The sequence below is a fragment of the Synechococcus sp. MU1617 genome, from assembly GCF_020514235.1.
Taxonomy (GTDB): domain Bacteria; phylum Cyanobacteriota; class Cyanobacteriia; order PCC-6307; family Cyanobiaceae; genus Parasynechococcus.
Map to the genome: position 1 here is coordinate 350,905 of NZ_VTLB01000001.1, position 24,501 is coordinate 375,405.

At 56.5% G+C, this 24,501-nt stretch carries 25 protein-coding genes; 13 read left to right on the plus strand and 12 right to left on the minus strand.

The features are described from left to right. The first annotated feature begins 33 nt into the window (after positions 1-33). Genes FZZ90_RS01905 through FZZ90_RS01915 form a run of 3 tightly spaced genes read left to right on the plus strand, consistent with a single transcriptional unit; the run spans position 34 to position 2,667 of the window. Positions 34-444, plus strand: coding sequence for a DUF411 domain-containing protein (locus tag FZZ90_RS01905; RefSeq protein ID WP_115070381.1), 411 nt, complete (start codon positions 34-36; stop codon positions 442-444). Further along, complete coding sequence (locus tag FZZ90_RS01910; RefSeq protein ID WP_115070382.1) at positions 437-1,192, plus strand: MauE/DoxX family redox-associated membrane protein; 756 nt, start codon at positions 437-439, stop codon at positions 1,190-1,192. The genes FZZ90_RS01905 and FZZ90_RS01910 overlap by 8 nt, the downstream gene beginning before the upstream one ends. Beyond that, complete coding sequence (locus FZZ90_RS01915; protein WP_370586622.1) at positions 1,189-2,667, plus strand: multicopper oxidase family protein; 1,479 nt, start codon at positions 1,189-1,191, stop codon at positions 2,665-2,667. The genes FZZ90_RS01910 and FZZ90_RS01915 overlap by 4 nt, the downstream gene beginning before the upstream one ends. 24 nt (positions 2,668-2,691) lie before the next feature. On the opposite strand, the gene FZZ90_RS01920 is transcribed toward FZZ90_RS01915, so the two are convergent. Continuing rightward, positions 2,692-3,069 (minus strand): MerR family transcriptional regulator, encoded by a 378-nt coding sequence (locus FZZ90_RS01920; RefSeq protein ID WP_226424081.1) that lies wholly within the window; start codon positions 3,067-3,069, stop codon positions 2,692-2,694. A gap of 58 nt (positions 3,070-3,127) precedes the next feature. On the opposite strand from FZZ90_RS01920, the gene FZZ90_RS01925 reads away from it, so the two are divergent. From FZZ90_RS01925 to FZZ90_RS01935, 3 genes are read left to right on the plus strand one after another with little or no spacing between them, the layout of a single operon-like run. Beyond that, complete coding sequence (locus tag FZZ90_RS01925; RefSeq protein ID WP_226424082.1) at positions 3,128-3,829, plus strand: DUF305 domain-containing protein; 702 nt, start codon at positions 3,128-3,130, stop codon at positions 3,827-3,829. Continuing rightward, positions 3,826-4,077, plus strand: coding sequence for a DUF3721 domain-containing protein (locus FZZ90_RS01930; RefSeq protein ID WP_370631008.1), 252 nt, complete (start codon positions 3,826-3,828; stop codon positions 4,075-4,077). Before FZZ90_RS01925 ends, FZZ90_RS01930 begins: the two co-directional genes overlap by 4 nt. Beyond that, the gene (locus FZZ90_RS01935) at positions 4,074-4,343 is read left to right on the plus strand and encodes a hypothetical protein (protein ID WP_226424083.1); all 270 of its coding nucleotides are present in this window, start codon (positions 4,074-4,076) and stop codon (positions 4,341-4,343) included. The genes FZZ90_RS01930 and FZZ90_RS01935 overlap by 4 nt, the downstream gene beginning before the upstream one ends. Positions 4,344-4,378: 35 nt before the next feature. Here the strand turns inward: FZZ90_RS01935 and FZZ90_RS01940 are convergent, their stop codons facing one another. Further along, complete coding sequence (locus tag FZZ90_RS01940) at positions 4,379-4,912, minus strand: DUF411 domain-containing protein (RefSeq protein ID WP_226424084.1); 534 nt, start codon at positions 4,910-4,912, stop codon at positions 4,379-4,381. Positions 4,913-5,724: 812 nt separating this feature from the next. Between FZZ90_RS01940 and FZZ90_RS01950 the strand changes: the two genes are divergently transcribed. Continuing rightward, positions 5,725-5,868, plus strand: a complete 144-nt coding sequence (locus FZZ90_RS01950) for a hypothetical protein (RefSeq protein ID WP_226424086.1) — start codon at positions 5,725-5,727, stop codon at positions 5,866-5,868. A gap of 535 nt (positions 5,869-6,403) precedes the next feature. Here the strand turns inward: FZZ90_RS01950 and FZZ90_RS01955 are convergent. Beyond that, on the minus strand, positions 6,404-6,646 hold the full coding sequence (locus FZZ90_RS01955; RefSeq protein ID WP_370631020.1) for a DUF2973 domain-containing protein: 243 nt from the start codon (positions 6,644-6,646) through the stop codon (positions 6,404-6,406). Positions 6,647-8,619: 1,973 nt separating this feature from the next. Between FZZ90_RS01955 and FZZ90_RS01960 the strand changes: the two genes are divergently transcribed. The 3 genes from FZZ90_RS01960 to FZZ90_RS01970 all read left to right on the plus strand — a co-directional run bounded on the left by FZZ90_RS01960 (position 8,620) and on the right by FZZ90_RS01970 (position 10,538). Then, on the plus strand, positions 8,620-9,465 hold the full coding sequence (locus FZZ90_RS01960) for a sigma-70 family RNA polymerase sigma factor (protein ID WP_226424088.1): 846 nt from the start codon (positions 8,620-8,622) through the stop codon (positions 9,463-9,465). A 299-nt stretch (positions 9,466-9,764) separates the two neighbouring features. Then, positions 9,765-10,028: a DUF1651 domain-containing protein gene (locus FZZ90_RS01965; protein WP_226424434.1), complete on the plus strand. Its 264-nt coding sequence runs from the start codon at positions 9,765-9,767 to the stop codon at positions 10,026-10,028. Between the two features lie 318 nt (positions 10,029-10,346). Then, a complete protein-coding gene (locus FZZ90_RS01970) occupies positions 10,347-10,538 on the plus strand; it encodes a hypothetical protein (protein WP_226424089.1) in 192 nt (63 codons plus the stop codon). Between the two features lie 665 nt (positions 10,539-11,203). On the opposite strand, the gene chrA is transcribed toward FZZ90_RS01970, so the two are convergent. The 4 genes from chrA to FZZ90_RS01990 all read right to left on the minus strand — a co-directional run bounded on the left by chrA (position 11,204) and on the right by FZZ90_RS01990 (position 17,935). Beyond that, the gene (gene chrA / locus FZZ90_RS01975; RefSeq protein WP_226424090.1) at positions 11,204-12,388 is read right to left on the minus strand and encodes a chromate efflux transporter; all 1,185 of its coding nucleotides are present in this window, start codon (positions 12,386-12,388) and stop codon (positions 11,204-11,206) included. Between the two features lie 13 nt (positions 12,389-12,401). Then, the gene (arsB, locus tag FZZ90_RS01980) at positions 12,402-13,412 is read right to left on the minus strand and encodes an ACR3 family arsenite efflux transporter (RefSeq protein WP_226424091.1); all 1,011 of its coding nucleotides are present in this window, start codon (positions 13,410-13,412) and stop codon (positions 12,402-12,404) included. 594 nt (positions 13,413-14,006) lie between these two features. Continuing rightward, positions 14,007-15,707 carry a DUF2079 domain-containing protein gene (locus FZZ90_RS01985; RefSeq protein WP_226424092.1) on the minus strand — a complete coding sequence of 567 codons (1,701 nt, stop codon included), beginning with the start codon at positions 15,705-15,707 and terminating at the stop codon, positions 14,007-14,009. An 80-nt stretch (positions 15,708-15,787) separates the two neighbouring features. After that, positions 15,788-17,935: a PhoX family phosphatase gene (locus FZZ90_RS01990; RefSeq protein WP_226424093.1), complete on the minus strand. Its 2,148-nt coding sequence runs from the start codon at positions 17,933-17,935 to the stop codon at positions 15,788-15,790. Positions 17,936-18,360: 425 nt separating this feature from the next. Here FZZ90_RS01990 and FZZ90_RS01995 point away from each other — a divergent pair, with 425 nt between their 5' ends. Continuing rightward, positions 18,361-18,702: a hypothetical protein gene (locus tag FZZ90_RS01995; protein WP_226424094.1), complete on the plus strand. Its 342-nt coding sequence runs from the start codon at positions 18,361-18,363 to the stop codon at positions 18,700-18,702. A 54-nt stretch (positions 18,703-18,756) separates the two neighbouring features. After that, positions 18,757-19,017: a hypothetical protein gene (locus FZZ90_RS02000; protein ID WP_226424095.1), complete on the plus strand. Its 261-nt coding sequence runs from the start codon at positions 18,757-18,759 to the stop codon at positions 19,015-19,017. A 21-nt stretch (positions 19,018-19,038) separates the two neighbouring features. Here the strand turns inward: FZZ90_RS02000 and FZZ90_RS02005 are convergent, their stop codons facing one another. The 5 genes from FZZ90_RS02005 to FZZ90_RS12780 form a co-directional block, all read right to left on the minus strand. Beyond that, positions 19,039-19,257, minus strand: a complete 219-nt coding sequence (locus FZZ90_RS02005) for a hypothetical protein (RefSeq protein WP_226424096.1) — start codon at positions 19,255-19,257, stop codon at positions 19,039-19,041. Between the two features lie 273 nt (positions 19,258-19,530). Next, complete coding sequence (locus tag FZZ90_RS02010; protein WP_226424097.1) at positions 19,531-20,229, minus strand: hypothetical protein; 699 nt, start codon at positions 20,227-20,229, stop codon at positions 19,531-19,533. 72 nt (positions 20,230-20,301) lie between these two features. Then, positions 20,302-21,207: an LOG family protein gene (locus FZZ90_RS02015; protein ID WP_226424098.1), complete on the minus strand. Its 906-nt coding sequence runs from the start codon at positions 21,205-21,207 to the stop codon at positions 20,302-20,304. 24 nt (positions 21,208-21,231) lie between these two features. After that, on the minus strand, positions 21,232-22,620 hold the full coding sequence (locus FZZ90_RS02020; RefSeq protein ID WP_226424099.1) for a PhoH family protein: 1,389 nt from the start codon (positions 22,618-22,620) through the stop codon (positions 21,232-21,234). Between the two features lie 562 nt (positions 22,621-23,182). Next, positions 23,183-23,311 carry a hypothetical protein gene (locus FZZ90_RS12780; protein WP_255613461.1) on the minus strand — a complete coding sequence of 43 codons (129 nt, stop codon included), beginning with the start codon at positions 23,309-23,311 and terminating at the stop codon, positions 23,183-23,185. Positions 23,312-23,504: 193 nt separating this feature from the next. Here FZZ90_RS12780 and FZZ90_RS02025 point away from each other — a divergent pair, with 193 nt between their 5' ends. Beyond that, complete coding sequence (locus FZZ90_RS02025) at positions 23,505-23,858, plus strand: hypothetical protein (RefSeq protein WP_226424100.1); 354 nt, start codon at positions 23,505-23,507, stop codon at positions 23,856-23,858. Positions 23,859-24,501: the final 643 nt, after the last annotated feature.

The window sequence follows — 24,501 nt, forward strand, 5'->3', positions numbered from 1 at the left end:
GGAAGCAGTCGCCGTCCTCCTGTGCCTCTGTTGATGCCTCCAGTCGCCGCCATACCTGTGCCTGCGGTGGTTTCCGCCTATCGCTCCCCAAGCTGTGGCTGCTGCAAAGGCTGGCTGGACCACCTCAGGCAAGCCGGCTTCACAGTGAAGGACTACGTGACGAGCAACCTTGCGAGCATCAAGCAGCGCTACGGCGTTCCACCTCAGCTGCAGTCCTGTCACACCGCCCGGATTGGGGGTTACACGGTTGAGGGTCATATTCCAGTGTCGGCGATTCAGCGGCTGCTGAAGGAACGCCCACAGGTGGCCGGAATTGCCGTACCCGGTATGCCGCTCGGTTCGCCCGGCATGGAATCACCGTTCAAGACAGAGAGCTACACGGTGTTCACCTTCACCGAATCCGGCCGGACCCAAGCCTTCCAGACGGTGGAGGGTGATGGCTAAGCCGGAACTCAGCGCTGTGCGTCTCTACAGGATGGAGACGCCCGAGCATGCCTGTCCGTGGGGGCAGCGCGCGCTTCAGCTCCTGCGCGCCCAGGGGATTCCGTTTGAGGATCATCCTCTGCGCAGCCAGGCGGAGGTGGAAGCCTTCAAGCATGCCCACGGTGTGACCACCACGCCGCAGGTGTTTGCCGGCGCGGAGCGCATTGGGGGCTACACCGAGCTGGCGAAACGGCTTGGTGTCACCGCGGAAACAGCAGAGGTGTCCTACGCACCAGTGATCGCTGTGTTCCTGAGCGCTCTGTTGATCAACCTGGCATTAGGGGGCGAAATCCGGGGCTACATGGGCCTGGCGATCTGCCTGTTGGCGATGCTCAAGCTGATGGATATTGCGGCATTCGCTGCAAGCTTCCGCAAATATGACCTGCTCACGCAGCGTTGGCAGGCCTGGGGAAAACTGTATCCCGCTGTTGAGCTATTGGTGGGACTTGGGATGCTGCAATCGGCCGAGAGTATGGGCCTTGAAGCTGTGATTGGCGTGACAGCAGTGCTTCTCGGTGTGATGGGCATGGTCTCCGTCGGCAAAGCCGTGTTCGTCGATCACCTGGCACTGAACTGTGCCTGCGTGGGCGGCAACTCCCGCACACCGCTGGGGGTGGTGAGCTTCGCTGAGAATCTGATCATGGGGCTGATGGGTTTGGCGATGTTGATTCAGCCAGTGATGGCTCTTGCTTCTGGGGGTGCGTTGTGATCAGCCGGCGCTCCTTTCTCGCCCTGGCAGCCGGTGGCACTGCAGCAGCCTCAGTCGCGGCTCTGCGCCATGGCTGCCATGGCTGGGCCGCAGATCCACGGAGGAGCATCAACGCGGCGGCGACGTCGCCAGTGCGCTCTCAAGCTGGCCTGCTGGAGCTGGATCTGGTAGCGCAGGAAACGTCCATCAGCATCCCTGGCACATCAGGACGGGCACTCACCTACAACGGCTTACTCCCTGGCCCCCAGCTTGAACTGCAGCCTGGTGATGCGGTGCGGATCCAGCTGCACAACCGCCTGACTCAGCCAACGAATCTGCACTACCACGGCCTGCACATTCCACCCAGCGGAGCAGCCGACAATGTGTTCCTGAGGGTTGCTCCTGGCCAGCGACAGAGCTGCAGCTTCTCCTTGCCGGACAATCACCCGGCGGGCCTCTTCTACTACCACCCCCATCACCATGGAACGGTGGCTGACCAGGTGTTTGGTGGCCTGGGTGGTGCGCTGCTGGTGAGAGGCGATCTCGATCGCATCCCTGAAGTGCAGGCGGCCCAGGAAGAAGTGCTTGTGCTCAAGGATCTTCCAGCCGCCAACCAGCGCTCCGGTTCTGGTGTGATGCTTGGCCGAGAAGGCTCGATTCTGAGCGTGAACGGCCAGGTGAAGCCCGAGCTGCAGGTTGCAGCCGGCGGCTTGCTGCGCCTACGCCTTCTCAACGCCTCCAATGCCCGCTTCTGGCGACTGGCGCTGGAGGGTCACACCATGCATCTGATTGCCACTGATGGTGGTGCACTGGAGCAACCACTGCCGTTGCAGGAGTTGCTGCTGGTGCCCGGCGAGCGTGCCGATGTGTTGGTGCAGGTGGCTCCCGAAGGTGGTCGGTTTCGCTTGAACAACCTCCCCTACAGGCGCCTGGGGCGCCCAATGATGGGCGGCATGGGTATGGGCATGGGTATGGGCATGGGTATGGGTATGGGCATGGGGAGAGCGGTGTCTGGCCAGGAACAAGCTGATGTCATCGCAACGGTGAGCACCAATGGCGTTGTAGCGCCGCAGCCTCTGCCGCAGCAGCTCTTAGCGGTGGAGGAGCTCCCCAGCCCGCTGCGTACGCGCCGATTTGTGATGAATCACGGCATGGCACCAGGCATGGGCATGGCCTTTTTGATCAACGGCCAGAGCTACAACCATGGGCGCATTGACACGCGCGTGCAATTGGGAGACACAGAGGACTGGGAGCTGCTGAACACAGGCGTGATGGATCACCCCTTCCATCTGCATGTGAATCCGATGCAGGTGATCAGCCGCAATGGCAGGCCTGAGCCCTACCGGGCCTGGCGGGATGTGGTGCTGGTGCGCCCTGGCGAAACCGTGCGAGTGCGCACCCGCTTCAGCGACTTTGCTGGCAAGAGCGTGTATCACTGCCACATCCTCGATCACGAGGAGCTCGGCATGATGGGCAACATCTTGATCGAAGCCTGAGCACTGCGCTGATCGCGCAACGCATCAACGGCCGCCGCAGCGCTCCCAGGTGTTCAGCATCGTGTTGAGTTCGGCTTCCAGGCTCTGTAGTTCGTGGACGCGCTGCTGAATCTCGGTGAGCTTGCCGCGGATCGTGGCCTGGAGATCGTTGCAGGTGCAATTCCCGGATCGCCGTGCACCCAGCACAGTGCCAACCGTCGCCAGCGGTAGATCCATGGCCCGCAGACGGCGGATCAAGGCCAGCTCGGCAAACACCGAGTCGTCGAACAGGCGGTAGCGCCCATCAGAGCGCGCCACCGGCTGGAGCAGGCCCTGGTCGCAGTAGAAGCGGATCGTTTTCACCGAAACGCCACTGCGCTCCGCCACCGCACCGATCTTGAGCAACGCATCCGAAGCCGTCACGGGGATTGACTCTCCTGTAAGGGGAGACCAGACACTATCTGGACTCGTGCTGTCCGACTTGCGTCGCCTTCTTCCTCTGGTTGCCTTTGCCTCCCTCTGGCTACCGGCCGTGTCCGTGGCACAGCCGGCGATGGATCACTCAGGTCACGATCACAACCACGACCACCATCAACGGCAACCGAGCCAACAGCCGCACCATGGGCATGACCATTCGGTGGGCCCTGCAGGCAGCACCTACGACCTGCGCTGGATCGACGCCATGGTGCAGCACCACATCGGTGCGCTGCGCATGAGTGAATTCGTATTCAACATTGGTTCACCGGGCGTGGGAGCCCTGGCCAACGGCATCTGGAATGAGCAGAGCAATGAGATCAAGGCGATGGGGCAGTGGCGCAAAGCCTGGTATCCCCAGGCTCCGGTGTATCCAGTGATGCTGCCTCCCGGTGGCAATCCCAACAGCCTGGAAGCCCTGCGGCGGATGAGCGCCGCACAGATCACGGCGATGCAGATGAGCGGATCGGCCCCCAGCCCTGAAACCCGGGTGAACTGGTTTCTTGAGGGCATGATTCAGCACCACGGCGGTGCACTGGAGATGGCGCACGACGCCCTGGATAAATCCACCAACCCCACAATCCTGCGGCTGGCGCGCGAGATCATCGTTGCCCAGCGCAAAGAAATCATCGAACTCCGCAAGATGCTGCAAAGCGGAGGACTGAATAAGCCGAACTACTACAAATTTGATGGCCTTTTCGCGCTGTGAAAGCAATCACCTTTAATGCCTTCACCCCAAGGATGATGGGCTGTATCTCCATCTCATTCGCCCTCATCGCTGCTTTCGTTGTCCATCCGATGGCCAGCCATGCTCACGGCAAAGGCATCTACCCATCCAAAGCTGTCGCGCAACAACGTGCCAGTGTGATTGGTTGCAATACGGTGCATCAGAACAACGGAAAGTGGATGCCCTGCGCAGATGAGCGTGAACTCCACCGCCAACTTCGCAAGCTATGAACCAACGTCCGCTTTCACGGCGAGCACGCAAGATTCACCGTTGGCTGGTTCCAATCGCCGCTGTTCCGTTGCTGATCACCGCAGGCACGGGATCTCTCTACAGCTTGCTCTTGGAGCAAGACATTGATGCCTTCTGGCTGCTCAAGATCCACACCGGGAATTTCGGTGTTCTGAACCTTCAGCCCGTCTACCCAGTGCTCTTGGGTGGGCTCACCGTCATCGTGACAGTGTCTGGTGCAGCGATGCTCTTGAAACTATCGCGATGACTCCTCATTCCCTGAAGCGGTCTCACTGAAACCGCTTAGTAACGCGCGAAGACGGAGGTTGTTCCGTCATGGGCAATTGCAAGCACCTCGAAACGTTCAGCCTCGACGCCAGCCACCTCCATCCCAGGAGAACCCATTGGCATCCCTGGAACAGCAAGACCACGGATATTGGGCCGTTCCTTCAACAGCCTCTGGATCGCAGAAGCAGGCACATGCCCTTCGATCACATATCCCTCCACAACCGCGGTATGACACGAAGCCTGTTGAGGGCTGACACCACGCGCCTTTTTCACAACATCCATGTCCTCAGTGACATGGTCATCAATGCGAAATCCCGCTGAAGCGATGTGCGATCCCCATGACATACAGCAACCGCAACTCGCCGATCGATACACCGACATCTGGGGCCCCGTCGCCCTGCTGGTGTCGGGCATCGCAGCACCCCCTTTGATATCGCCGTGCACCTGAACCGGCTGAATCACCGAAAGCAGCGAGCCAACCACAAAAACTCCAACCAAGCCCGTGCGCACAGCAGCTGAACACTGACAAAGAAATCGGAATGCCGTCATGGATTGCCTTCTCAGGCATATGGGATCGGTTTCTGCATTATCGCGAGTTGCTCTTGAACACACCCAATTGCAAAACATTCCAAGGCCAACTGGGAGCCAAGTAGCAGCGGAATCGCCGTTACCACCACCCCACCACAACGAAGACTCCTGTTTGACGTCGGAGTCAAGACTCATTGCCTGAAAAGCTGAATCGTTGAACTGAGCTTCTCCAACATGCCTAGCACTCTTAGGTACAAGTCAGTCAGGGAGTCTTAAATATGTATTCGAGTCGAACAATCACCCCTAGGGCCAGAGGTCATTATGAGCTGAATCTCTGATCGATCCATATCGAAAGGGCATAAACACCGACAAACATTGGTAGGTAAGCAATCCAAAGACTGGGTAGGTCGAGGCCGCTGTTATTGATCACGACTAAGCCCAGGTAGCTGAAAGATCCGTAGACAGCCGCCCGGCGAAGTGGGCGTAAAACCTTCTTCATTGTGATTAATGGTTTTGTAGGAACCGCACACCGCCATACAGCAGTGCCATTAGGCCAATAATGGCCACGGAAGTGGTGGCCGTGAGAGTGAATTGGTTGAGCATTGACACCCCTATCTACTGATCTAGTTCTACGCCCAACTCTTGCAAATTTGAGTTAGGAGAACCGCCATTCCAGGATCGCAAACCCGCCCACACAGTTGGGACTGCTCCGAGATACTGGTTTCTTTGCTCTGCGGGCTCTGAGCACCTAGCTGTTAAATCAAAATGGCAGCTTTTCTAAAGCTGGGTAGTGCTTTTCCTGCCGCCAAGGAAAATCAAAATAAGGTGTTTGGATGGGAATCCATCCAGCCGACCGACCGATCCTTGAGCAAGACGAGGACAGCTTTGAGGCCTGGCTGAAGCGCAAATCGAACGAGGTGGAAAAGCCATGGACCTTCCCCGATGAAGCCGCTGGAGCCTTCGAGTTGTCTAAATAGATCTGACCTGCCACTTACATCGTTCTAAGGGGCGATCCACTAGGGGGAAACAACCACTTGGAGATGCCGCGGCTTTGGACGCTCAGGCGACGACTCCGCTTTCACCTTAGTTTCTGATTCTTCTGCTACAGCACGGAGAAAACGTTTGCGCTGAGCCGATTCATTACCAGTCAGCTCAACGTGCTGTTTCGCGATTTTTCGCGCATTATCCACACCCATTAAAAGGGGATGCATTCTTCTTCCGCTCATTGAGAGGTCCTTTTATTCGGGTCTCGCGTTGTGGTCTCTCGGCCCATTCGCGTTTTGGTACTTTCGCGCATCACTGCCCGGAATGCGAGCAGCGACATAAATCGATCAGATGTGGAACGTTTGTCGTGGTCGAGCAACAGGATCGGGAGCCGAGCTGTCAGATCAGACAGCAACAGGCCGGTCTTTGGTGAGGCAGAGGGCCAACATCATCGTCCCTTGAACCCGGCGACTTTCCGGAAACGACGCGACATGTCGAGCCTGCTGAAACCAAAGTCGATAATCACGCTCAAGCTTCAGGGAAAACAACGCCGTCCTGGTCCGAGAAGCGAACAGTCCAGAGTTCTTCGTTGGTCATCAGACCGTTCTCATCCAACAGTTCTGGATGAATGGTTTTGAGGCCTGTCCGGTCCCTCGGCGCGCTGGCCACTGAGGCAGAAGACAAACGCATCACCCGAAACGCCTGCAGGAGCAAGCACGTCAAGACAATGGCGTAAGCGAGAGGGAATAAGCCAGAAAGCACAGAGCGCACCTTTTTGTAAAGAAACGTTAACCGCTGCTGATGCGAATCGTTGCGGTCGGTGCTCGGCACTGCAAAAGGGGTTCTCTGGAGAGAGTCGATCCCAGGCAGCTCTTGCCCTCGCTTGAAGTGAGGGCTCACTGTCATTCAATGCAAGCCAAATTTCACAACCCTAGATTTTATTGATCTGCCTCTTTAGGAAAATGGCTTTCGACGGGGTAGATAAGACAGCGCGTTTCATCATTGCGGCAAGGGCACGTGCAACAGCTGCCTTGGATGAAACGTCTCCAAAGCTCACGTCGCTTGAGAAAGCAATGTGGCTCAACCTGAAGAGGGGTGGACGCCCATGCAAAAACAGCAAGGCGTCATAGGGGAAGTAATCCGAGAGTGGGGCATCTCCGGTTCATTAAAAAACTGCCCTTTCTTCAAAACCAACTAAGCCTCTTTATTTCCACCCATATTCATCTATGGGATCAGGCAACATCGGGCATCGTTCGGAGAAGGGTTCGAATTCATCGCGGCGGCAGACCAGTTTCGCAAGGATCTCCTCACGGCCAAAATCGCTTGATCAGCAGAAGATTCAATTACAACAGTCGTCAATGCACAGGCTGGTGGTGGGGTTGACATCCACAGCTGGTGATCCAACCCACTAGAAGTGGTTAAGCGGATGCCCGTCCTAAGGGTCTCCTTCATGGAGGAGGCTCCAATTTCTAAACGTTCAACGCGAAGTCGGCTCACTTACAGCGGCGGAGCATCACGGAGCTACGCCGAGTCGCTGCGTTGGGGCATTAGGTGGGAAGGGCTACGCAGCAGATGGTTCAGCCGCTTTGGCCACTGGGCAGATGCAGAAAAGTGCTTGGCTCGACTTGAGCACCTCGAGCGGGAATACGCAGACGAAGTAAATGAAAGCGGCTCGCCGTCAGCCTCCACGGGCTAGTCGCAATGCTTAAACCTGTCTGCATATATCAAAAGCGCTAGTCAAAATCGCGACTTACCAAGACGTTATTAAGACAGTTGGAATGTTTGCTTTGATGCCTCGACAGGTACAAGGTGATGGTTAGACCAATAGCAGCTCCAAGATTCCAATGCAGATCATCTGCACCGTTAACGCAGAACCGATGGGGACTCTCATCAACGACGGCAAACATCATCCATTTCGCGCTCTCGCCTGTCCACTTCAGCCTCACATGAAACAGATCCGAGCCAATAAACAGAAGGGGTAATCAGCCCTTAATTCTTTTGATTGCTTTGAAACTAAGGCCTTAGCCCGGAAGCCAAATAGACCCCATGCCGGGAATGCTGAGTTGATTGATCCCATCCGCTGCATTCGCCAACCTTCAACTGATCAGTGAGCGGAAGCCCTGAACCGAAGACAACAGGGCTTTCCTCATTCTCTCAAGAAGCCACCTGGGGAAGTCACACTCCAGGTTTTTTGTCCCCATGCAGGGGTATTGAGGAGCTTGTGTCGAATGGGAGATTGGCACAATCAAGACAGGAGGTGTTCATGACTCCGGCCTTCATTCCCAAAACTTGGACCGAAAGAACTTGCTTGAAGTGGTCTGCTGACGGCTCATTGTCGGAGCACGATCACGATGAACTGATCAAACGCCTTTGCTCTGCAGATCCAGAAATGTCTAAATCCAGAGCTTGCGGAGTTCACCAGGATGCAACCTGAGCAAGATCTCCCCAAAATGAGCCCTCTTCTTCTGCTGATCGGCTTAGGGCTTGGGGTTTACCTCGCTATTTGGCGCAACAAGCAGGCCCTCAAAGTCAGAGCAAAGCGCAGGATTTAACTGAGCTTCAGCTGGCTCGATCACGCTCCGCATCTTCTGCGAAGCCACGATCGCGTAATCGCGCAGCCTCCGTCGCCTTTAGTACGGCACAGGTGAAAGATGTTGAATGCAAGCAGATGTGCGGAGAAATCTGGATGGTTCTGCGATCGCTGCAGAAACACCTGCAACGATCGCTGAATCAATGGTCGCCTCATGGACTCTTTCGGCGACTATTTGCAAGAGATTGGACGGGTTCCACTACTAACGGACCAAGAGGAGATCTACTGCTCGCATCAGATCCAGGCATGGCTCCAATACGTTGGCGGACCCGAAGCCGCACCCACACAAGTTCAGCGGCGGGGCAAGCGGGCTAAGGAACGGCTGATGTCAGGCAATCTCCGCTTGGTTGTTTCCGTTTGCAAAAAAAACCTGGGGCGTGGTCTTGAGTTACAAGACATGGTCCAAGAGGGTTCTCTGGGCCTAAGCCGAGCCGCCGAAAAATTCGATGCAACCAGAGGCTACAAGTTTTCGACTTACGCCTACTGGTGGATTCGTCAGGGGCTCAACAGAGCAATCAGCCAGCAGACCAGAACGATTCGAATTCCCTCAAACCGGAGGGAGCTGCTCTCAAAAATCAAAACTGTAAGAAACCGGCTGACATTGGAGCTAGAGGACCAGCCGACGGTGCAACAGATCTCTGATCAGTTGGACGTAACAGTGGAAGAAGTAACGAAGACCCTTGCAGACGATTTACGTACCCGCTGCTTCTCTCTCGATTCAGCACTCACAGACGGAGGCAGAAGCCTTATGGATCTAATCGCGTCCAATGGGGACGAGCCGGAGGTGACTGATGCGGAAGAAGCAGTCCAAGCCGTACTCAGTCGGCTCAATGAGCAAGATGCCCAAATCATTCTGATGCGCTTCTTTGAAGGACACACCCTTGCCGAGATCGGCAAAAAAATGGGTATTTCCCGGGAATGGGTTCGTCGGTTGGAGACCAGGGCGTTGTGCAACCTGCGAAGTCGGATGCAGATGACTCCAGAGTTAATTTCACGCTAATGAAAGACAAACTGCCACTTTCATTCGTCAATGTTGATCTGGAGTGAGGAGCTCTTCTGCCTTTTTTCTGTATTTTCGCCCCTTACAGCGAGTCATGGATCAGCGTGGAGGAGAAATTTGGTCCGAGGACCTAGCGAGAGAACTCAACAACGAGATCTCGGAGCTTCAAGCCCGAGTCGCCTTCCCCCAACACTGGAGCAGCGGAGAGCATGAGCAGCACATCGAGAAGCTTCGCCAGCTCAACTACGAAAAAAGACGCCTGAGGGATCAACCAGGTTCATCTCCTATGGAGCGAACTCATCACTGAAAAGCTTTCGTACAAGCCTGTTGTCGCCTGGCTTGCTAATGAGCCACAGCGGCTTTACTGCCAGTTCACCAGCCATCAAGTTGACTCTCGAAATGATTTGATCTGCTTGCGCAGCTTCCATTGGCGACCACCTGATGACCCGATCCCTCAGGGGAGTCAACTGATGACACATGAAGAGGCTCTGGAGAAATGGAACAGGCTCAAGTCGATGGGCTGGAAGAAATGTGCTGGCCCTCTGCACCGAGGCATTCTCTAGAAATGAACAACCGATTAGTGGGCTTGGTCTTCGCCGCCGGGCGACCTTGCGTAGCGGAAATAAAGGCATATCGGCACTCACTCCATGGCCATCACCAAGCCGTCATTGCGGCGGATTTCCTGAATTACTACTGATGCCAAACCGTGAAACTGGTATCAGTGTGTGGGCGTCATGCTCGTGCCGACCCTTCTCTCATCCGGGTCAAACTGAGGTGGCAAGATGAGGGAACAGTTGGGTTAAAGCAACCTGCCCTCATCGCATCACGGGTAAGCGGCCACAGTCGAGATTTTTTTCACTGTGCAACTTGTCGATCAGAACATGACCAACAGCACTCCAAACATCGTTGCCTGGTTGGCTGAATACAAAAGATATTTAAGCCTCGTCGCCGATGGCGCTCACGAAAAGGCTGCGGTTCTCAAACAAGAGATTGAAGAGGGTCTCAACTGGGTTGAGCTCACTTGGGATGACCTTGAATTTGCGAATAACCCTAATCAGCCCGGGGAGCTGTAATTGAGACTGAACTGGTTCATCAGCTGTGCCTATTGGCCCACTTTGAATGGGAACCAATCAGGAGACTTGCTGATCTGACGTGCCCCGGAGGGCTTCCTCTTGAAGTTGCTGGACTGCACAGAGAGCTTCGTGGGCAGGCCATCCGTGACGAATCATCAGTTCGTCAATCAGGTAATCCGGAGAGTTGGATATGCGTGAATTCAGTTCCGCTACGGCCCTGTCATCCCGAGCGAGCGCATAAAGCCGAAGCGATCGCAGTTGCTGAGTGTTCGGCTGTTTCATAACAGCACTCTGCACCATCAGCAGATGAGGCTCCTGGCTATCGGATGAGCAATCGATTTCCTAAGGCCTCTGCTCTGCTCTGCTCCCTCCACGCGCCAGACGGAACCGCCCATTAACCGTTGGTGACCTCTGTCGCACTCCCCTGACCAAGCGGTGCAAGCTCTGGGCACCTCCTGGCAGAAGCTGAGTGATGATTTTTCTGCCGCCAAGGAAAATCAAAGTCATGCCATGGGAGTCGATCCAGGCAATTGACCTTGCGAGTTAGATCGTTCTAAAGGCCTCTCCGCTAATGCGAATCATCAAGTAGGCACTGGAGAAATCTTGCATAAGAAGCTCCAGCCAACAGGCTCCACATCAATTCAGTGATTCTGCAAAGGAATCCATCAGGCCAAGGTCAAACCACCCACCCCGGCACAGAACAGCACCACCCGCCAGGCCGGTTGCCGCCAGCTCACCAACAACACAAACGCCACCAACGCCAGGCTGAACTCAGCGCCACCGCGGATTCCCGTTTGCCAGACGGGTTGAAACAAGGCCGCCAGCAGGATGCCCACCACCGATGCATTGATGCCAAGCAGGGCACGACGCATCGGAGCCAATCGGCCCAGATCACTCCAGAAGGGCAAGAGCCCGCCAATCAACAAGAACGAAGGAAAAAAGAGAGCGATGAGCGCCATCAGAGAACCGGCGATGCCCTGAAGCCCAGGCTGCAGATCAAAGCCAAGAAAGGCCGCGAAGCTGAACATCGGCCCCGGCACCGCCTGAGCGGCGCCATACCCCGCAAGGAACTGCTGCAGGTCGATCCAACCGTTGGGCACCAGCGCTTGCTCCAGCAAAGGGAGCACCACATGGCCACCACCAAACACCAAGGCACCCGTGCGCAGGAATCCACTGAGCTGCTGCACCAGCAGCGGCCTGGCCTCAGCGGAAAGCCAGGGCAGAGCCACGAACAGCAGCACTACACAGGCCAGCAACCCCAGCGCCACCGAGCGCTGCAATGGAACCACGAGACGTTCAGGCGCCAATGGCTCCAGTTCTGGCGGCTTCAGAGCACAAAACCCCACCAGGCCACCAAGCAGCAGGGCCAACAGCTGAGCCCAGACGCGTGGCACCAACAGCACCAGCACAGCTGCCGCCACCATCAAGCTGGCCCGCTGCCGATCGGGAGCCAGTTTGCGCTGCAGGCCCAGAACGGCCTGGGCCACCACAGCCACAGCCGCCACCATCAAGCCATGCACCCAGCCCCCGTCCATCCAGGTGGGATGGGACGAGAGCAGCGACGCCGCCAGCACCATCAACACGGCGGAGGGCAAGGTGAACCCCGCCCAGGCCGCCAGCCCTCCAAGCCAACCGGCCCGCATCAGCCCCAGACCCATGCCCACCTGGGAACTCGAAGGACCGGGCAACAGCTGACAGAGCCCAACGAGATCGGCGTAGGCCTCAGCTGTAATCCAACGCTCCCGCTGCACAAAGCGCTCGTGGAAGTAACCGAGATGGGCCACGGGGCCTCCGAAGGAGGTCAGCCCCAACACGAAGAACTGAACAAACACCTGCAGCGGCCTGGGCATCACGCTGCTCCTCTCAGGCAGGGAACAGGCGTTGGTTCCGATTGGCAATCGCCACCAGCGACAGCATCACTGGAACCTCCACCAGCACACCAACAACCGTGGCCAATGCAGCCCCGGAGTTCAAACCGAACAGGCTGATTGCCACCGCAACCGCCAACTCAAAAAAGTTGGACGCGCCGATCATGGCCCCAGGTGCCGCAATCGATCGCGGCTGGCCTGCTGAGCGCATCCAAAACGCTGTGATCCAGAAGATCAGATAGGTCTGGAGGATGAGAGGAATGGCGATTAAGACGATGGCCAGCGGATTGGCCAGGATCGCCTGGGCCTGCACCATGAACAGCAGCAACACGGTGGCGATCAAGGCGCCAATCGCCAGGGGCTTAAGCCGCGTCTCCAACCGCTCAATCCGGCGGGCACTTCTCAAACTCACCCTCGTCAACCACCCGGCCACTAGGGGAACCACGACGAACAGCCCAACCGCCGTAAGCATCGTGTCCCAAGGCACCAACACCTCCGAAACCCCCAGAAGAAGCGCCGCAATCGGAGCGAAGGCGAACACCATGATCACGTCGTTCAACGCGACCTGCACCAGGGTGTAGTTGGGATCGCCGTCGCTAAGGCGACTCCACACAAACACCATCGCCGTACAAGGAGCGACCCCGAGAAGAATCATCCCGGCCACGTACTCCTGGCCGACGGCTGCCGGGATCCACGCAGAAAACACGCCACGGATGAACAGCCAGGCAAGGGCTGTCATGGTGAAGGGCTTGATCACCCAGTTCACGACAGCTGTCACCAACAGCCCCCGTGGCTGCTGGCGAATCGCTCCGATGGAGGAGAAGTCGACCGCCAGCATCATCGGGAAAATCATTCCCCAGATCAGAACCGCGATCGGCAGGTTGATCCCCAGAGTCTCCAGGGCTGCGATGCTTGCCGCCGCATCAGGAAAAAAAGCGCCGAGGCCAACCCCAGCCACGATCGCCAGGGCGATCCAGACAGAGAGATAGCGCTCGAAGAGACCCATTAATGCATCAAGAATTCTTGATGGAAGAACCTTACCTCCAGCAGGCTCCGATCACCGAAGGATGTGCTTTGGAATACACGGCCAACATGGCTTAATTGCTCCTGAAGCCATCCACAAATTTCACTTAAACCAGCTCAGCAAAGATTATTGGTTAGTGCTCGATATCAATGACTGAAAAACCACTCAGCCTATTTCCTTGGGCACTCTTGATCTTTGCGCTTGTCATACCGAACCCCTGGAAATTGGCATCCGAGCGTGCGTTCGCTGAACAAAGCGTGAGAACAGAACAATGCGCAGGCCGCTAGTAAGCCGTGATGAACGCCTGTAGAGGCTTACCCGTCAACAGACGCGCATGGATTCTTAAGACCTCACCTCAGGAATAATCCGAGATCAAGCGCGAGACGGACAGAAGACAGATACAACTTACCCCCTTGCTTAGGTACAGGAGTGAGTTCATTTCGTTGCGGTGAAGTGAATCGAGTGAGTGCGAGTCTTCCGCATTGAAGATTTTTTACATCCAGATCAATCACCTGCCCGTCGATGAAGTTCTGAACCTGGCTTTAGTTCATCCGACGAAGCTGGTACGGCAGCGTTTCATGAGCCCCGTCGGCGCGGATTGGCTGGGAGTGGTTGCTGCAGGTGCTGGTCCAGAGCGATTTCGAATTCGGCATGAATCGGGCCTTCCTTCTGGAGCACCACAACGCCATCATCCAGGGATTGAACGCGATAGACCTGGCGGTGCTGTTCAATCCAGCGCTTGCTGTTGCGGAGCTGACGCCAATCTCCTGCGAAGGCCTGGCCGTAACGCTCAAGCAAATCGAGGTCCACGGCAACCCAGTCCACGCTCTGAGGCCGGCCCTTGCGGTCCAGATAGTCGGTGTTGAAGGGGAAGCGCACCAACACCTCGCGGCGGGCAAGAAGAGGCACCAGCGATGTGTTCGCCGCAACGCTGGCCTGCGGAGGAATCACAGCCAAGGCACGCCGAGCCGCTGCACCATGGCTCCATTGCTCAGCCGGGCTGCTGTGCACCCATGGCTGCACGCTGGCAGGAACAAGAAACGAGAGGCTGCGATGGGGATTGCTGGTCAACGTGAGCAGCAGAGAGAGGCTGATGGCTGCACCCCAAGCCAGCCTGATCCGAGGGCCGAGCTGTAGATAGGGGCGCCGCTGCCACCAGAACAGGGTGCCAAGGGCGAAGCCAGGCACCACCAGCAGGGTGTAGCGAATGGTGATCGCCAGGGGGTTGTTCGCTCCCTGAGCCAGGAACAGTCCCAACAGGCTTGGGCCCGCCAGCAGCCAGGCATCGAGGCTGATCAGGGGTAAGAAGAGAAACGGGAGGCTGTGGCCGAGGAGGTAGCGAATGGTCCCTCCGGGGGGATCCACCAGTTGCTGCAGCAGCAGAAGTGGCTGAGTCAACATCCGTTGGAGAACCACAAGACTGTTGCTTCCCTCACTGTTCTCGCCGCGGAGGTACTGACCGAAGTTCTCCACCATGAAACGCTTGGCGTTGTCATCGGAGAACAGCGGCATCAAAACGTTGGTGCACAGCAACACCCATCCACCGCCCCAGCTGATCAGTGCCAAAGCCAAGAGCCAGCGATCGCGTTGGCGCACGACTAGCCAAAAGCCAACCGCCACCAGAAGCACCCCCGTGTCCTCTCTGATCAGGGGCATCAGGCCGGCGGCCAGCAGGATCAGCATGGTGCGCCGTTCCACCAGGCCAAGCATCAGCACAAAGACGGCCAAAGGCAGCTGACAGAGATCCGTGAAGTTGCCGAGGGTGGGGCCGATCAAGGCATTGCCGCCGTAGTAGCCGTAGGCGATCCAGTTGGCGATGCGTTCCGGCAAACAACCACTGGCGAGGCGATGCAAGACAAGACCTGCGGCAGTGATGAGGCCCACCTGCACGAGCGGAAGGGCGGCTCCCCCGAGCAGCCCCAGCAATGGAGCAAAGAGCAGAAGGGTTGGCGTGAAGTGCTGACCAAGCCGTTCGTAATCCACCGAAGGCAGCTCTCCGGCGTGCTCCACGTTGGTGGAAAGCTGCGAGGAGAGGGTGCTCTCGAACCAATGGCCGTGCAGGCTGTTCCAAAGCACCTGCTGAAAAATGCCTTGGTCGTAGCTAGCCAGCAGAACCCAAGAACGCCAGGCCTGCAGACCCAGGCAGATCACGGCGAAAAGGGCAGCGGCGATGAGGACGCGACGGGACGTCAACAACGGCAATTGCGCGCATTGCTCAGAGCAATTCAGCGTTGCAGCGGATTCATTGCTGGCGTGTGTTGTGGAGCACCCAGGCATCTGAGCGAGAGCTCAGATGGATCTCAAGCGGTGGTCCTGGGTGGTGCAGGCCTGAACCTATGAATGCTCCCGAAGCCAACTCAACCCGCCAAAAGGGGTTTGCCATTGGCTCGATGGATGGCCACCACACCGGGACGGGGGGGGCGACCCGGAGCCTGGGCCGGCCAATTGGACCCCAATGGCACCTGACGCAGCTGATCGAAGGTCTCACCCTCACGATCCACCAGCCGGTGCGACTGAAACTCAAAATCACCGGGCGACCTGGCGCCATTGACCTCACCGGGGTGCTGCACCGCTAAAAAAATGCTGGTTTCCTCTTGGTCCAGGCATACCCCAGTGAGCTCACATTCCGTCGGGCCGGTAGCGAAGCAAAGAGCTGAGCCGCCATCCCGCGGCACCCACCAGCAGCTGTTGTTGCCGAACACATCACCGGCGGCCGACTTCATCGAGCGGTCGGTCACGATCCAGAGATTGCCCCGTTGATCCAGCGCCAGGTTGTCAGGATTGGTCAGCCCAAGACCTCCAGCCCAGGGCTCGCCGCCGGTCACAGCCATGGTCCAGCGGAAACCGCGCTCCCCACGCTCCGTGAGACGCATCACCCAGCCATGGCCCCAGCTGCTCTGGCCCTCCGGACCACGGAACACAGCCGGATCGGCACCGCCCCGACCCCCGGGGGAACCCGAGGTAAAGGCGATCAGCAGATCACCGCTGATCGGGTCAATCTTGGTGTCTTCCGGGCGGGCTGTTGGCGTGGCACCGATGGCACTGCTGGCCAGATGTGCATCGATCAGGATGGCTCCCTGGAGTCCATCACCCTCGCCTCTATACAGATCGGCCAGCGTGCGGAACTGACGGGCATAGGCTTCAACGGAGGCATCGTCACGAAACAGCTCCGCACCGGCTTGGGCGCGGTCGCGGTGGGGCAGCTCCACGGGGCAGGTGAGGTTCGCTTCGCTGAAACGACTCGGCCGGAAAGGATCCACCACGGCATCTGGAGTCAATGGCAACCACTCGCCAGAGCCATCGGCATGGAAGCGGGCCACTTGAAGCTCACCAGCCTCCAGCAGCCTTGAATTCGCTTTGTCAGCGACGTCGGTCACGCTGCCGCTGCTGACATACCTGTAGAGATGCCCGCCGCGGCGGTCGCAACCCGAATACACCTGAAGCGGCAGACCGGCCTGGGCCCTCACCGCAACAGCCTCGTGACGGAAGCGTCCAAGGGCCGTGTGCTTGCACACCGCATTGCCTGAGCGCTGCGGATCGACCTCCACCATCCAGCCGTATTTGTTGCCCGCCAAGCCGTAGACATTGCCCAGCCCGGCCAGCTTTCCTTCGCGGCAGAGAAACGGCCGTTCCGATGGAGGCACTGAGCTGCCATCGGCATACACCGCCTCTGGCACCTGCGACTGAATGTTTTCTTCGGCGCTCAGCACCGTGCCCCAGGGGGTGATGCCACCACCGCAGTTGGCGAAGCTGCCAACGATGCCATCACCAAGGCCATCGTCATAGCCGAGGCGCTGTCGTGCGCGGAACACCGCCACAGCGGGTCCTGTACTGACCAATCGCTGGGAGGGATCGCTCAGCCCCGTGATGCCGGTGATGCGTCGATCAGTGGCGGCGTCGGCACGAACCCAATGCCCCTGGGCATCACGCCGCAAGCTCATCACCCCGACCCCCAGATCCGTCATGGCTTGATCAGCCACAGCCCGGATCAGATTCAGCAAGGGATCCCCAGCGGGCAGTGCTGTGCAATCGATTTCGCCATCGGCCGGGGCCAGCTGCTCCACCAGGCGTGAAAACGGCAGAGCTTGACCGATCACATCCTCGAAACCCTCAGCCCAAGGCAACGCACTGATGTATTCGAAGTTGACGGTCATCGAGGCTTGATCAGCCCCGTACTGCACGAAACCAAGGTGGTCGTTGTTGAAGCCGAAACGGCTGTCTCCAAGACGGTCTCCCCAGGCCGCCAGCAAATCGGCGCTGAATCCATCTGGCAGCGTGAGGCGGTCTCCTAGAGAGATGTCGCGATAAACGTTGTGCTGCTCGGAAGCCGTTAAGCCATCACCCTCCACCGGGAGGGGAACACGAACGGGGTTGAAAGGTCGACTCCGACGACCCACCCGTTCAGCCAATGGATCAAAAGATCCATCAGAGAGGACGCGGGCTGTCACCATGCCGGCAGTGCCGAGACCAAGCAGGGAAAGAACGGAGCGGCGGCGCAAAGTCATCGGCTTGACAAGAAACAATATGACCAGGTTTTGAGCGTTACCGCCATAATCCAGACAAGGATTTAAATCAGATTCCGACGCACGAAGGCCTCTACAACCCGGTTGTAATCTTGGCCATCCAGTGGAGAATTAGCCAGTTCACCAAGAGCTTCACGAATCAACTGCTTTAAATGTTGATCCGGAGGAGCATCGAGTGACTGTTCAAGAGAAAGGGAGCTAGAAGACATTGGCCAAAAATATATCGACCATATCTAATTCAATCAAACCAGAATGCAAGTATCATGGAGCACACCAGATCAGAATGCCTTGAAAAACCAATGCCACGAATCGGAAGATTCAGGAATGAAACCTACTGATCGTAAATCTGGCGCCATTCATCACTGGTTTTGCAATAGCGGCCATGCTCAACGACGTGCATGGTCTGAATGACACAGGCAATTGAGACTATAAAAGCAGGAATCAGCCAAACTGGGCTGGAAAACGAAAAGCGCTTAAACATCATTCAACCTTCAGCTCGCGATCGTAAATTTCATCATTTTGTGTGGTCCATGCCGATTCGGTCAGGCAACCCCGATCGTGGAGGCGCTGGTGTTCCACAAACAACCAAACAACCCATCCCAACAAGCCAGCTGCAACCAAGAATCTCAATCCACGTAGCAATTGCTGAAAAGTCACCGCACCATGACACCAATCTCAATGGTGCTATGCGACACAAAGAGATGTACGTATTGAGGAACACACGCGACAAAGAATTTCACGACTTTTGAGCCCAAGCCAATGTGCGTTACAGCACAGGCACCTGATCAACCCTGTAACCGAAGATGAGCATCACTCAAAAACAGAGTGTCGTGCGAAGGCTCATGTTGGCATTGGCGGTTTGCGCTGTGGTGCCTGCACAGGCGGGGGAACCAATACGGCTGCAGGTGATTCCATATCAAGTGAACAAGCAAGCCACGCCTGTCCTGCCGGTCTTGCTTCCTCCACCGCCGTTTGTCGATGAACAGGCCAAACCAAGGAAACGCAGGTCAAAAAAGAGCAGGGATTGGGAAACAGACGATGATTTTGACTGGCTGATGGATTAATTCTCGATCAGACTTCAAGCATTACTTGGAGGGAAGACTCTCGTCACGATGTTTCATCAGCCTCGCCAAACGAGTGAGGAGGTAGGCGATATCTTCCAGCAGGGCAACATCGGCATCTCGGCTGGGGTCATAGGGGACAACCTCTGGCTTGAGTTGCTGAACCTCCTCCAACAAGTCAATCAAGTCAATCACCGCCGGGCGCAAATCATGGAGCGCCTCGCCGATGTCCGTGACATTCATCCAATAACGGCTGCGGCGAATACTCGCCAATCGGACTGAAAGAGAATCCTGGAGGGCTTCATCGCTCAGGTCTGAGGCCATAGTGGACAGGACCAAATGTCCGCTGGTTCAACACCAAAACAGTGGCATCACGCGGTTAATGGCACGTAAAAGAAGACATAAGAAAATTGAAAGCCGAACCACATTGACGCAATACTTAAACCTCAAAGTATAATTTTGCATCACAACTTCAATGCTAACAACTTCGAATAGACAACTACAGGTTGCGTACAACTAATGAGTCATTAGTGCAGCATTCTCACTCTTTGTGGTTAGCAAAATACGGGCTTTATCGTAGCGTTTTTGAAAACCAGCCTTTAAAGCTGAATGCTGGGCCATGAGCTGGGCCCTCAGGCCGACTCGCCGCTTCACCTCCTCATAAACCGAGTCGCAAAGCTGCCAATAGAGCTCAACAACACTCAGCTCGCGGGCATAGTCCTTCCGCTTGCGAAGAAGCCGTGCAACACACTTGAAACATTCAGGCTGAGGGAACACAAGCTGGCTTTGAGATGTCTCAATCTCGGCCTTACAACAGGCCAGCATCAAATCAAGATCCTTTTTGCTCTCTGCAGAGTTCTTCAGAGACGTCCAATCTTGCTTCTCAACGAGGCGCGCCTGAGGGAACATCATCCCCAAGATCTCTCCAGGGGTTTTGCCCGCGCACTGGGATCCGTAAATCCAGTCAAGATCGCTATCGACAGTGTCCACCAGAGGCGGCTTGGACAGTGCAGGCGGCTCCTCCAAAGCCACCAACGATGATGACGTCGTTAACTCAGAAGCTTCTGCTCGGAACTCAGCGGATCGAGCCTCTCGAAAGCCAGATGCCCTGATGGGCCTCTTGATCTTGACCTTCCGAGCTCCACGCTTGCCGATCGCCTTGGCGAGAAAGAAAGCAATCGCCAGGACAGCCAATAGAAAAGCAAGTAACTCCATGGAGGACCTGAGTTGGATCGCAGCAAGGATGTGGCGAAGGCTACTTTGATATCACCCAATTTGTTGTTCTGATCAGCAGGAGCAGGCCTCAGGATCTGCTTCGGCGCGGCGGCGAATGAAGTCCCAAGCCTCTTCTGCGGTATCCGAAAAATGAATCAGATCGAGATCATCCTCTGAGATGAGGCCCATCTGGGCGAGGTAGTCAAAGTCAATAAGTCGTTTCCAGAAGTCTGTTCCGAACAAAACAATAGGCATGGTTCCCTTGGTACCCACCTGCCGCAAAGTGAGCAGCTCAAACAGTTCATCGAGCGTGCCAAAGCCGCCCGGGAAGAGAATGGCTCCAACGGAGCGCATCACAAAATGGAATTTGCGTAGCGAGAAGTAGTTGAACTTGAAGCACAGATCGGGGCTGATGTATGGATTGGGATGTTGTTCAAACGGAAGCGTGATATTCAGTCCAATCGACCGGCAGCCGGCCTCAAAGGCACCCCGGTTGGCGGCTTCCATGATTCCCGGCCCACCGCCGGTCACGATCACGTGGGATGAGCAGTCATCGCTTGCTTCCCTGTTGCACTGCCCGTGCAGGGAAGCCAAATAAGCGAATTCCCGAGCTGCGTCGTAAAAACGCGACAGGTCCACAAGGTGTTGAGCATGGGTCACCGCTCGCTTCAAGCTTGAAGAGTCGGACTGTTCAATCAGGCGCTGCTCTGCTTGCACCAGCTTCGCTGCAGCAGTGTCTTTGTCGACGATCCTGGCGCCACCAAAAACAATGATCGTCGATTCGATCCCCGCTGTTTCTAAATGCAGATCCGGCTTGGTGATTTCAAGCAGCATGCGCACACCACGCATGTCGCTGCTGTTCAGCAAGTCGTGATCTTCATGGGCAATTCTGTAGGTGGGGGAATTCAGAATTGCATCCAGGTTGGCTTGCTCAGGTGTTGAAGGTTCTGGAAATTGAGTCATGTGTTCAACAGTCATTGGTGTCGGCTGTGTTGTCTCGCGTCAGAGGATGTTGGCCGCCAGTTCAGCCAGTTCACTGCGCTCGCCCTTGGTGAGAGTCATGTGCCCAACCAGGGGCTGACCTTTGAGTTTTTCCACCAGCCAGGTGAGTCCGTTGCTTTCGGCATCGACATAGGGATTGTCGATTTGATAAGGATCACCGGTGAAAACAACCTTGGTCCCTTCACCCACCCGCGTCACGATCGTCTTCACTTCCAGGGGCGTCAGGTTCTGCGCCTCATCCACCACCAGGAACTGATGGGGAATCGATCGGCCGCGGATGGTGTTAATCGCTTCAACCTCCAACAAGCCCATCCCTTGCAGATCGGCCCAGGCATTCCGTGGTTCGCGGTGCCGCTGTTTCTTCGTCTGCTCAGGATTCTCACCAGAGGAGGAACCGGTGATGAAGTCGATGTTGTCGATGATCGGCTTCATCCAGGGGCCGAGTTTCTCCTCAAGCGTGCCGGGCAGATAGCCAATGTCCTTACCAAGGGAGATCGGCGGACGCGTCACCAACAGGCGCGCGTATTGGTGGGTATCGGCCACCTGGTGCAACCCAGCAGCGATGGCCAGCAGCGTTTTGCCTGTGCCCGCCTTGCCCACCAGAGTCACTAGAGCGACGGATGGATCGAGCAGCAAATCCAGCGCGAAGCTCTGTTCCCGGTTTCTCGCCTTGATCCGTCCCAAATGGGCGCGATTCAGCCAGTGCAGCGGTTTGATGGCGTTGCTATTGCCTTGATGCCGAGCAAGCAGGGTGTGGCTGTCGTTGCGCTGATCCACCAGCACAACGCCTTCATTGGCCTGGAGATGCTGCCCGTCGGGATCGGTGACAGCCTCCAAAGGCAGCTGATCCTCGTCATGCAGGGTCTTGATCGTCTCCGCATCGGTGCTGAGTTCACGGAACCCTGAGTAGAGATCGTCGATCGAGACGTTGTCGTTGACGTAGTCCTCGGCTTGCAGGCCCACCGCATCAGCCTTGATTCGCAGGTTGATGTCTTTGCTGATCAGCACAACCTCGGGCGCCTGCTTCAGCCCACTGCATCGCATCTGCTGGAGAGCCACGGCGAGGATGTTGTTGTCGCCGCCGCCCCCCTGCAACTCTGCCGGTAATTCCTGAAGGGCTCGGGCCTGACAGAAGATCACCTGCAGCAAGCCGTGATTGGTGCCCTCGATGGGAACACCATCAGCAAGACTTCCGCGGGCTCGATAGGAATCCAGGAGCCTTGAAATCCGCCGAGCATTCCGCCCTTTTTCAGAGTGATCTTTTTTGAAGCGGTCGATTTCTTCAACCACTTGCATGGGGATCACAACTCTCAAGTCGCCAAAACGATGTGGAGCCTCAGGATCGTGAAGCAGAACATTCGTGTCGAGAACGACAATTTTGTTTTTCATTTATTCTCACCATTGAATGATCAATTGGTGTTCAAAATTCAATCAAGTGTGATCCGCAAAAATCGAAGCAAGCGGTTGCCTTCTCCCCGCAGTTAAGAAGCGGGGAGATCAGCGGATGTGAACAACAAACGCAAGCCGGTTCGCCAGAGCCTCCCAATTCAACAAACGACAATAGCTTGCATTGCCACAATCACCTCAACTGAGACGTGCTGCGCTCAGTCGTCGTAGATCTTGCATCCAGGCGCAGTGGGGGATTTGTCGCAACGTTCCTCCCAGTACAGATCGTGCTGGGATTTCATCGCTTGCTTGGGCTCATCAGCCTGCTCTGGCTGCGTCTTGTCAAATGCATTGAGGGGAATGCACAGATCGAAAAAACCTGAACAAATCGTGACCATCTCTCTCCTTGTCGCTGACTTATCTCTACTCCTCTCCCCTGCAAAATCAATAGGTACTTAACGCATTCCTTTACACAAAAAAACCGCTCTTCCGTCAGGAAAAACGGTTGCATGATCAAGCTGATGGTTGGTCTAACCTGCGCCCTGATCACTCGTTTGATGGAAGATCATGCAGCCTGCTGGTTGCCTGTTTCTTCTTCCTTCGACCGAATGAAACGCTTGCGTTGAGCGGATTCATTGCCAGAGAGGTCGATTGGCTGCGAAGACTCATCTGGTTTGCGGTCGGGCTTGTCCAACCCCATCAAAAGGGGATGAATACCTCTCCTGCTCATTGGGACTTCCTGTTATTCAGATCTCGCGTCGTGGTCTCTCGGCCCCTTCGCGTGGCTTAACTATCGCGCAGATCAGTTTCAGACGCGCCCCGCAATAGTTAAGAGAATCTGACGAGTCAACCGAGAAGGTAAGCCTGGAGGGGGCTGAGGCAGCACAGTGAGTTCACGAATCGAACGCAACGCACTGCGGAGTGCTCCGATGATTTGCATTCGAACCAGCCTGGCGGCTGCAGTCTTGGCCATCACTTCAGCAATTCCGGCAGCAGCCGAAATGGTGCCCTCGACCTGTCGACTACTCAGCTACGAGGGCCCATACACCACCGTGGAAACCTTCCGCTGTGACTTCATGCAGCGCAGTGGCAACGTTCTGGTGAACAGCGCTGAGCACGAGTTCAGCTTTCTGGCTGCCGAGCAGGGCGAGACCTACATCCGCATCAACGCCATCCCACTGCGCTTCACCCGAACGGGTGAATACACCCTGGAGGTGACGCAATCGCCGTGGCTGCGATGACCGCTCAGATGCCCCCCCCTAATGGGGGTATCGAGAAGCGGATGCATCGGTTTGATTGATCACACCGGCGGCAGATGCTGCAGTCTGTCGGCGGTCGTCGAGTGAATACCCTGAGATCCTCCATGCTCTTGGGGTTTTCCTCCTCGAATCCGAGAGAGTTTTGAAACTGGCTTTTTCGGCTGAATAAGGGAAGCCCTGGAGCCGTCACTCCAGGGTTTTCTGTTTTGGAACAGCTTGTGGTTGAGGTATGTGGCAGAGGAGAAGCCACAAAAAAGGAAGTCACCCTTCCCGATTACCTGCCGCCATGAAGGCAGGATCGTGACTGGATGAAGCCGTGACCAACCAATGAGTATCGAGGGGTTACCGAATTCAGGATTTCTTCCGTGAATCTTCGGGGGGCATTGCCCCAGCAGGCATCTCGGTGCTCATAGCTTCCAAGCAGTATCACGCTCCCGTATGTGCCCACTTGACCTTTCCAGTCTCAAGTGGGGCGATGACGGCGAGTTATCTCCTCATGACACCCTCAGCCTGGTGGAGAGATTGGCTACAGCGGAACAGGTGACCCAAGGGGCGGACAAATCGACACTCAACTCCAGTTCGATTCCCCACGGGGAACCATCACAAGATCCCTGATCTGAACGGG

Coding starts and splice junctions, on each gene's coding strand:
- FZZ90_RS01905 (WP_115070381.1), top strand. CDS start 34: ATGCCTCCAGTCGCCGCCATACCTGTGCCTGCGGTGGTTTCCGCCTAT.
- FZZ90_RS01910 (WP_115070382.1), top strand. CDS start 437: ATGGCTAAGCCGGAACTCAGCGCTGTGCGTCTCTACAGGATGGAGACG.
- FZZ90_RS01935 (WP_226424083.1), top strand. CDS start 4,074: ATGAACCAACGTCCGCTTTCACGGCGAGCACGCAAGATTCACCGTTGG.
- FZZ90_RS01940 (WP_226424084.1), bottom strand. CDS start 4,912: ATGACGGCATTCCGATTTCTTTGTCAGTGTTCAGCTGCTGTGCGCACG.
- FZZ90_RS01950 (WP_226424086.1), top strand. CDS start 5,725: ATGGGAATCCATCCAGCCGACCGACCGATCCTTGAGCAAGACGAGGAC.
- FZZ90_RS01960 (WP_226424088.1), top strand. CDS start 8,620: ATGGACTCTTTCGGCGACTATTTGCAAGAGATTGGACGGGTTCCACTA.
- FZZ90_RS01970 (WP_226424089.1), top strand. CDS start 10,347: ATGACCAACAGCACTCCAAACATCGTTGCCTGGTTGGCTGAATACAAA.
- chrA (WP_226424090.1), bottom strand. CDS start 12,388: ATGCCCAGGCCGCTGCAGGTGTTTGTTCAGTTCTTCGTGTTGGGGCTG.
- arsB (WP_226424091.1), bottom strand. CDS start 13,412: ATGGGTCTCTTCGAGCGCTATCTCTCTGTCTGGATCGCCCTGGCGATC.
- FZZ90_RS01985 (WP_226424092.1), bottom strand. CDS start 15,707: ATGCCTGGGTGCTCCACAACACACGCCAGCAATGAATCCGCTGCAACG.
- FZZ90_RS01990 (WP_226424093.1), bottom strand. CDS start 17,935: ATGACTTTGCGCCGCCGCTCCGTTCTTTCCCTGCTTGGTCTCGGCACT.
- FZZ90_RS01995 (WP_226424094.1), top strand. CDS start 18,361: ATGACACAGGCAATTGAGACTATAAAAGCAGGAATCAGCCAAACTGGG.
- FZZ90_RS02000 (WP_226424095.1), top strand. CDS start 18,757: ATGAGCATCACTCAAAAACAGAGTGTCGTGCGAAGGCTCATGTTGGCA.
- FZZ90_RS02005 (WP_226424096.1), bottom strand. CDS start 19,257: ATGAATGTCACGGACATCGGCGAGGCGCTCCATGATTTGCGCCCGGCG.
- FZZ90_RS02010 (WP_226424097.1), bottom strand. CDS start 20,229: ATGGAGTTACTTGCTTTTCTATTGGCTGTCCTGGCGATTGCTTTCTTT.
- FZZ90_RS02015 (WP_226424098.1), bottom strand. CDS start 21,207: ATGACTGTTGAACACATGACTCAATTTCCAGAACCTTCAACACCTGAG.
- FZZ90_RS02020 (WP_226424099.1), bottom strand. CDS start 22,620: ATGAAAAACAAAATTGTCGTTCTCGACACGAATGTTCTGCTTCACGAT.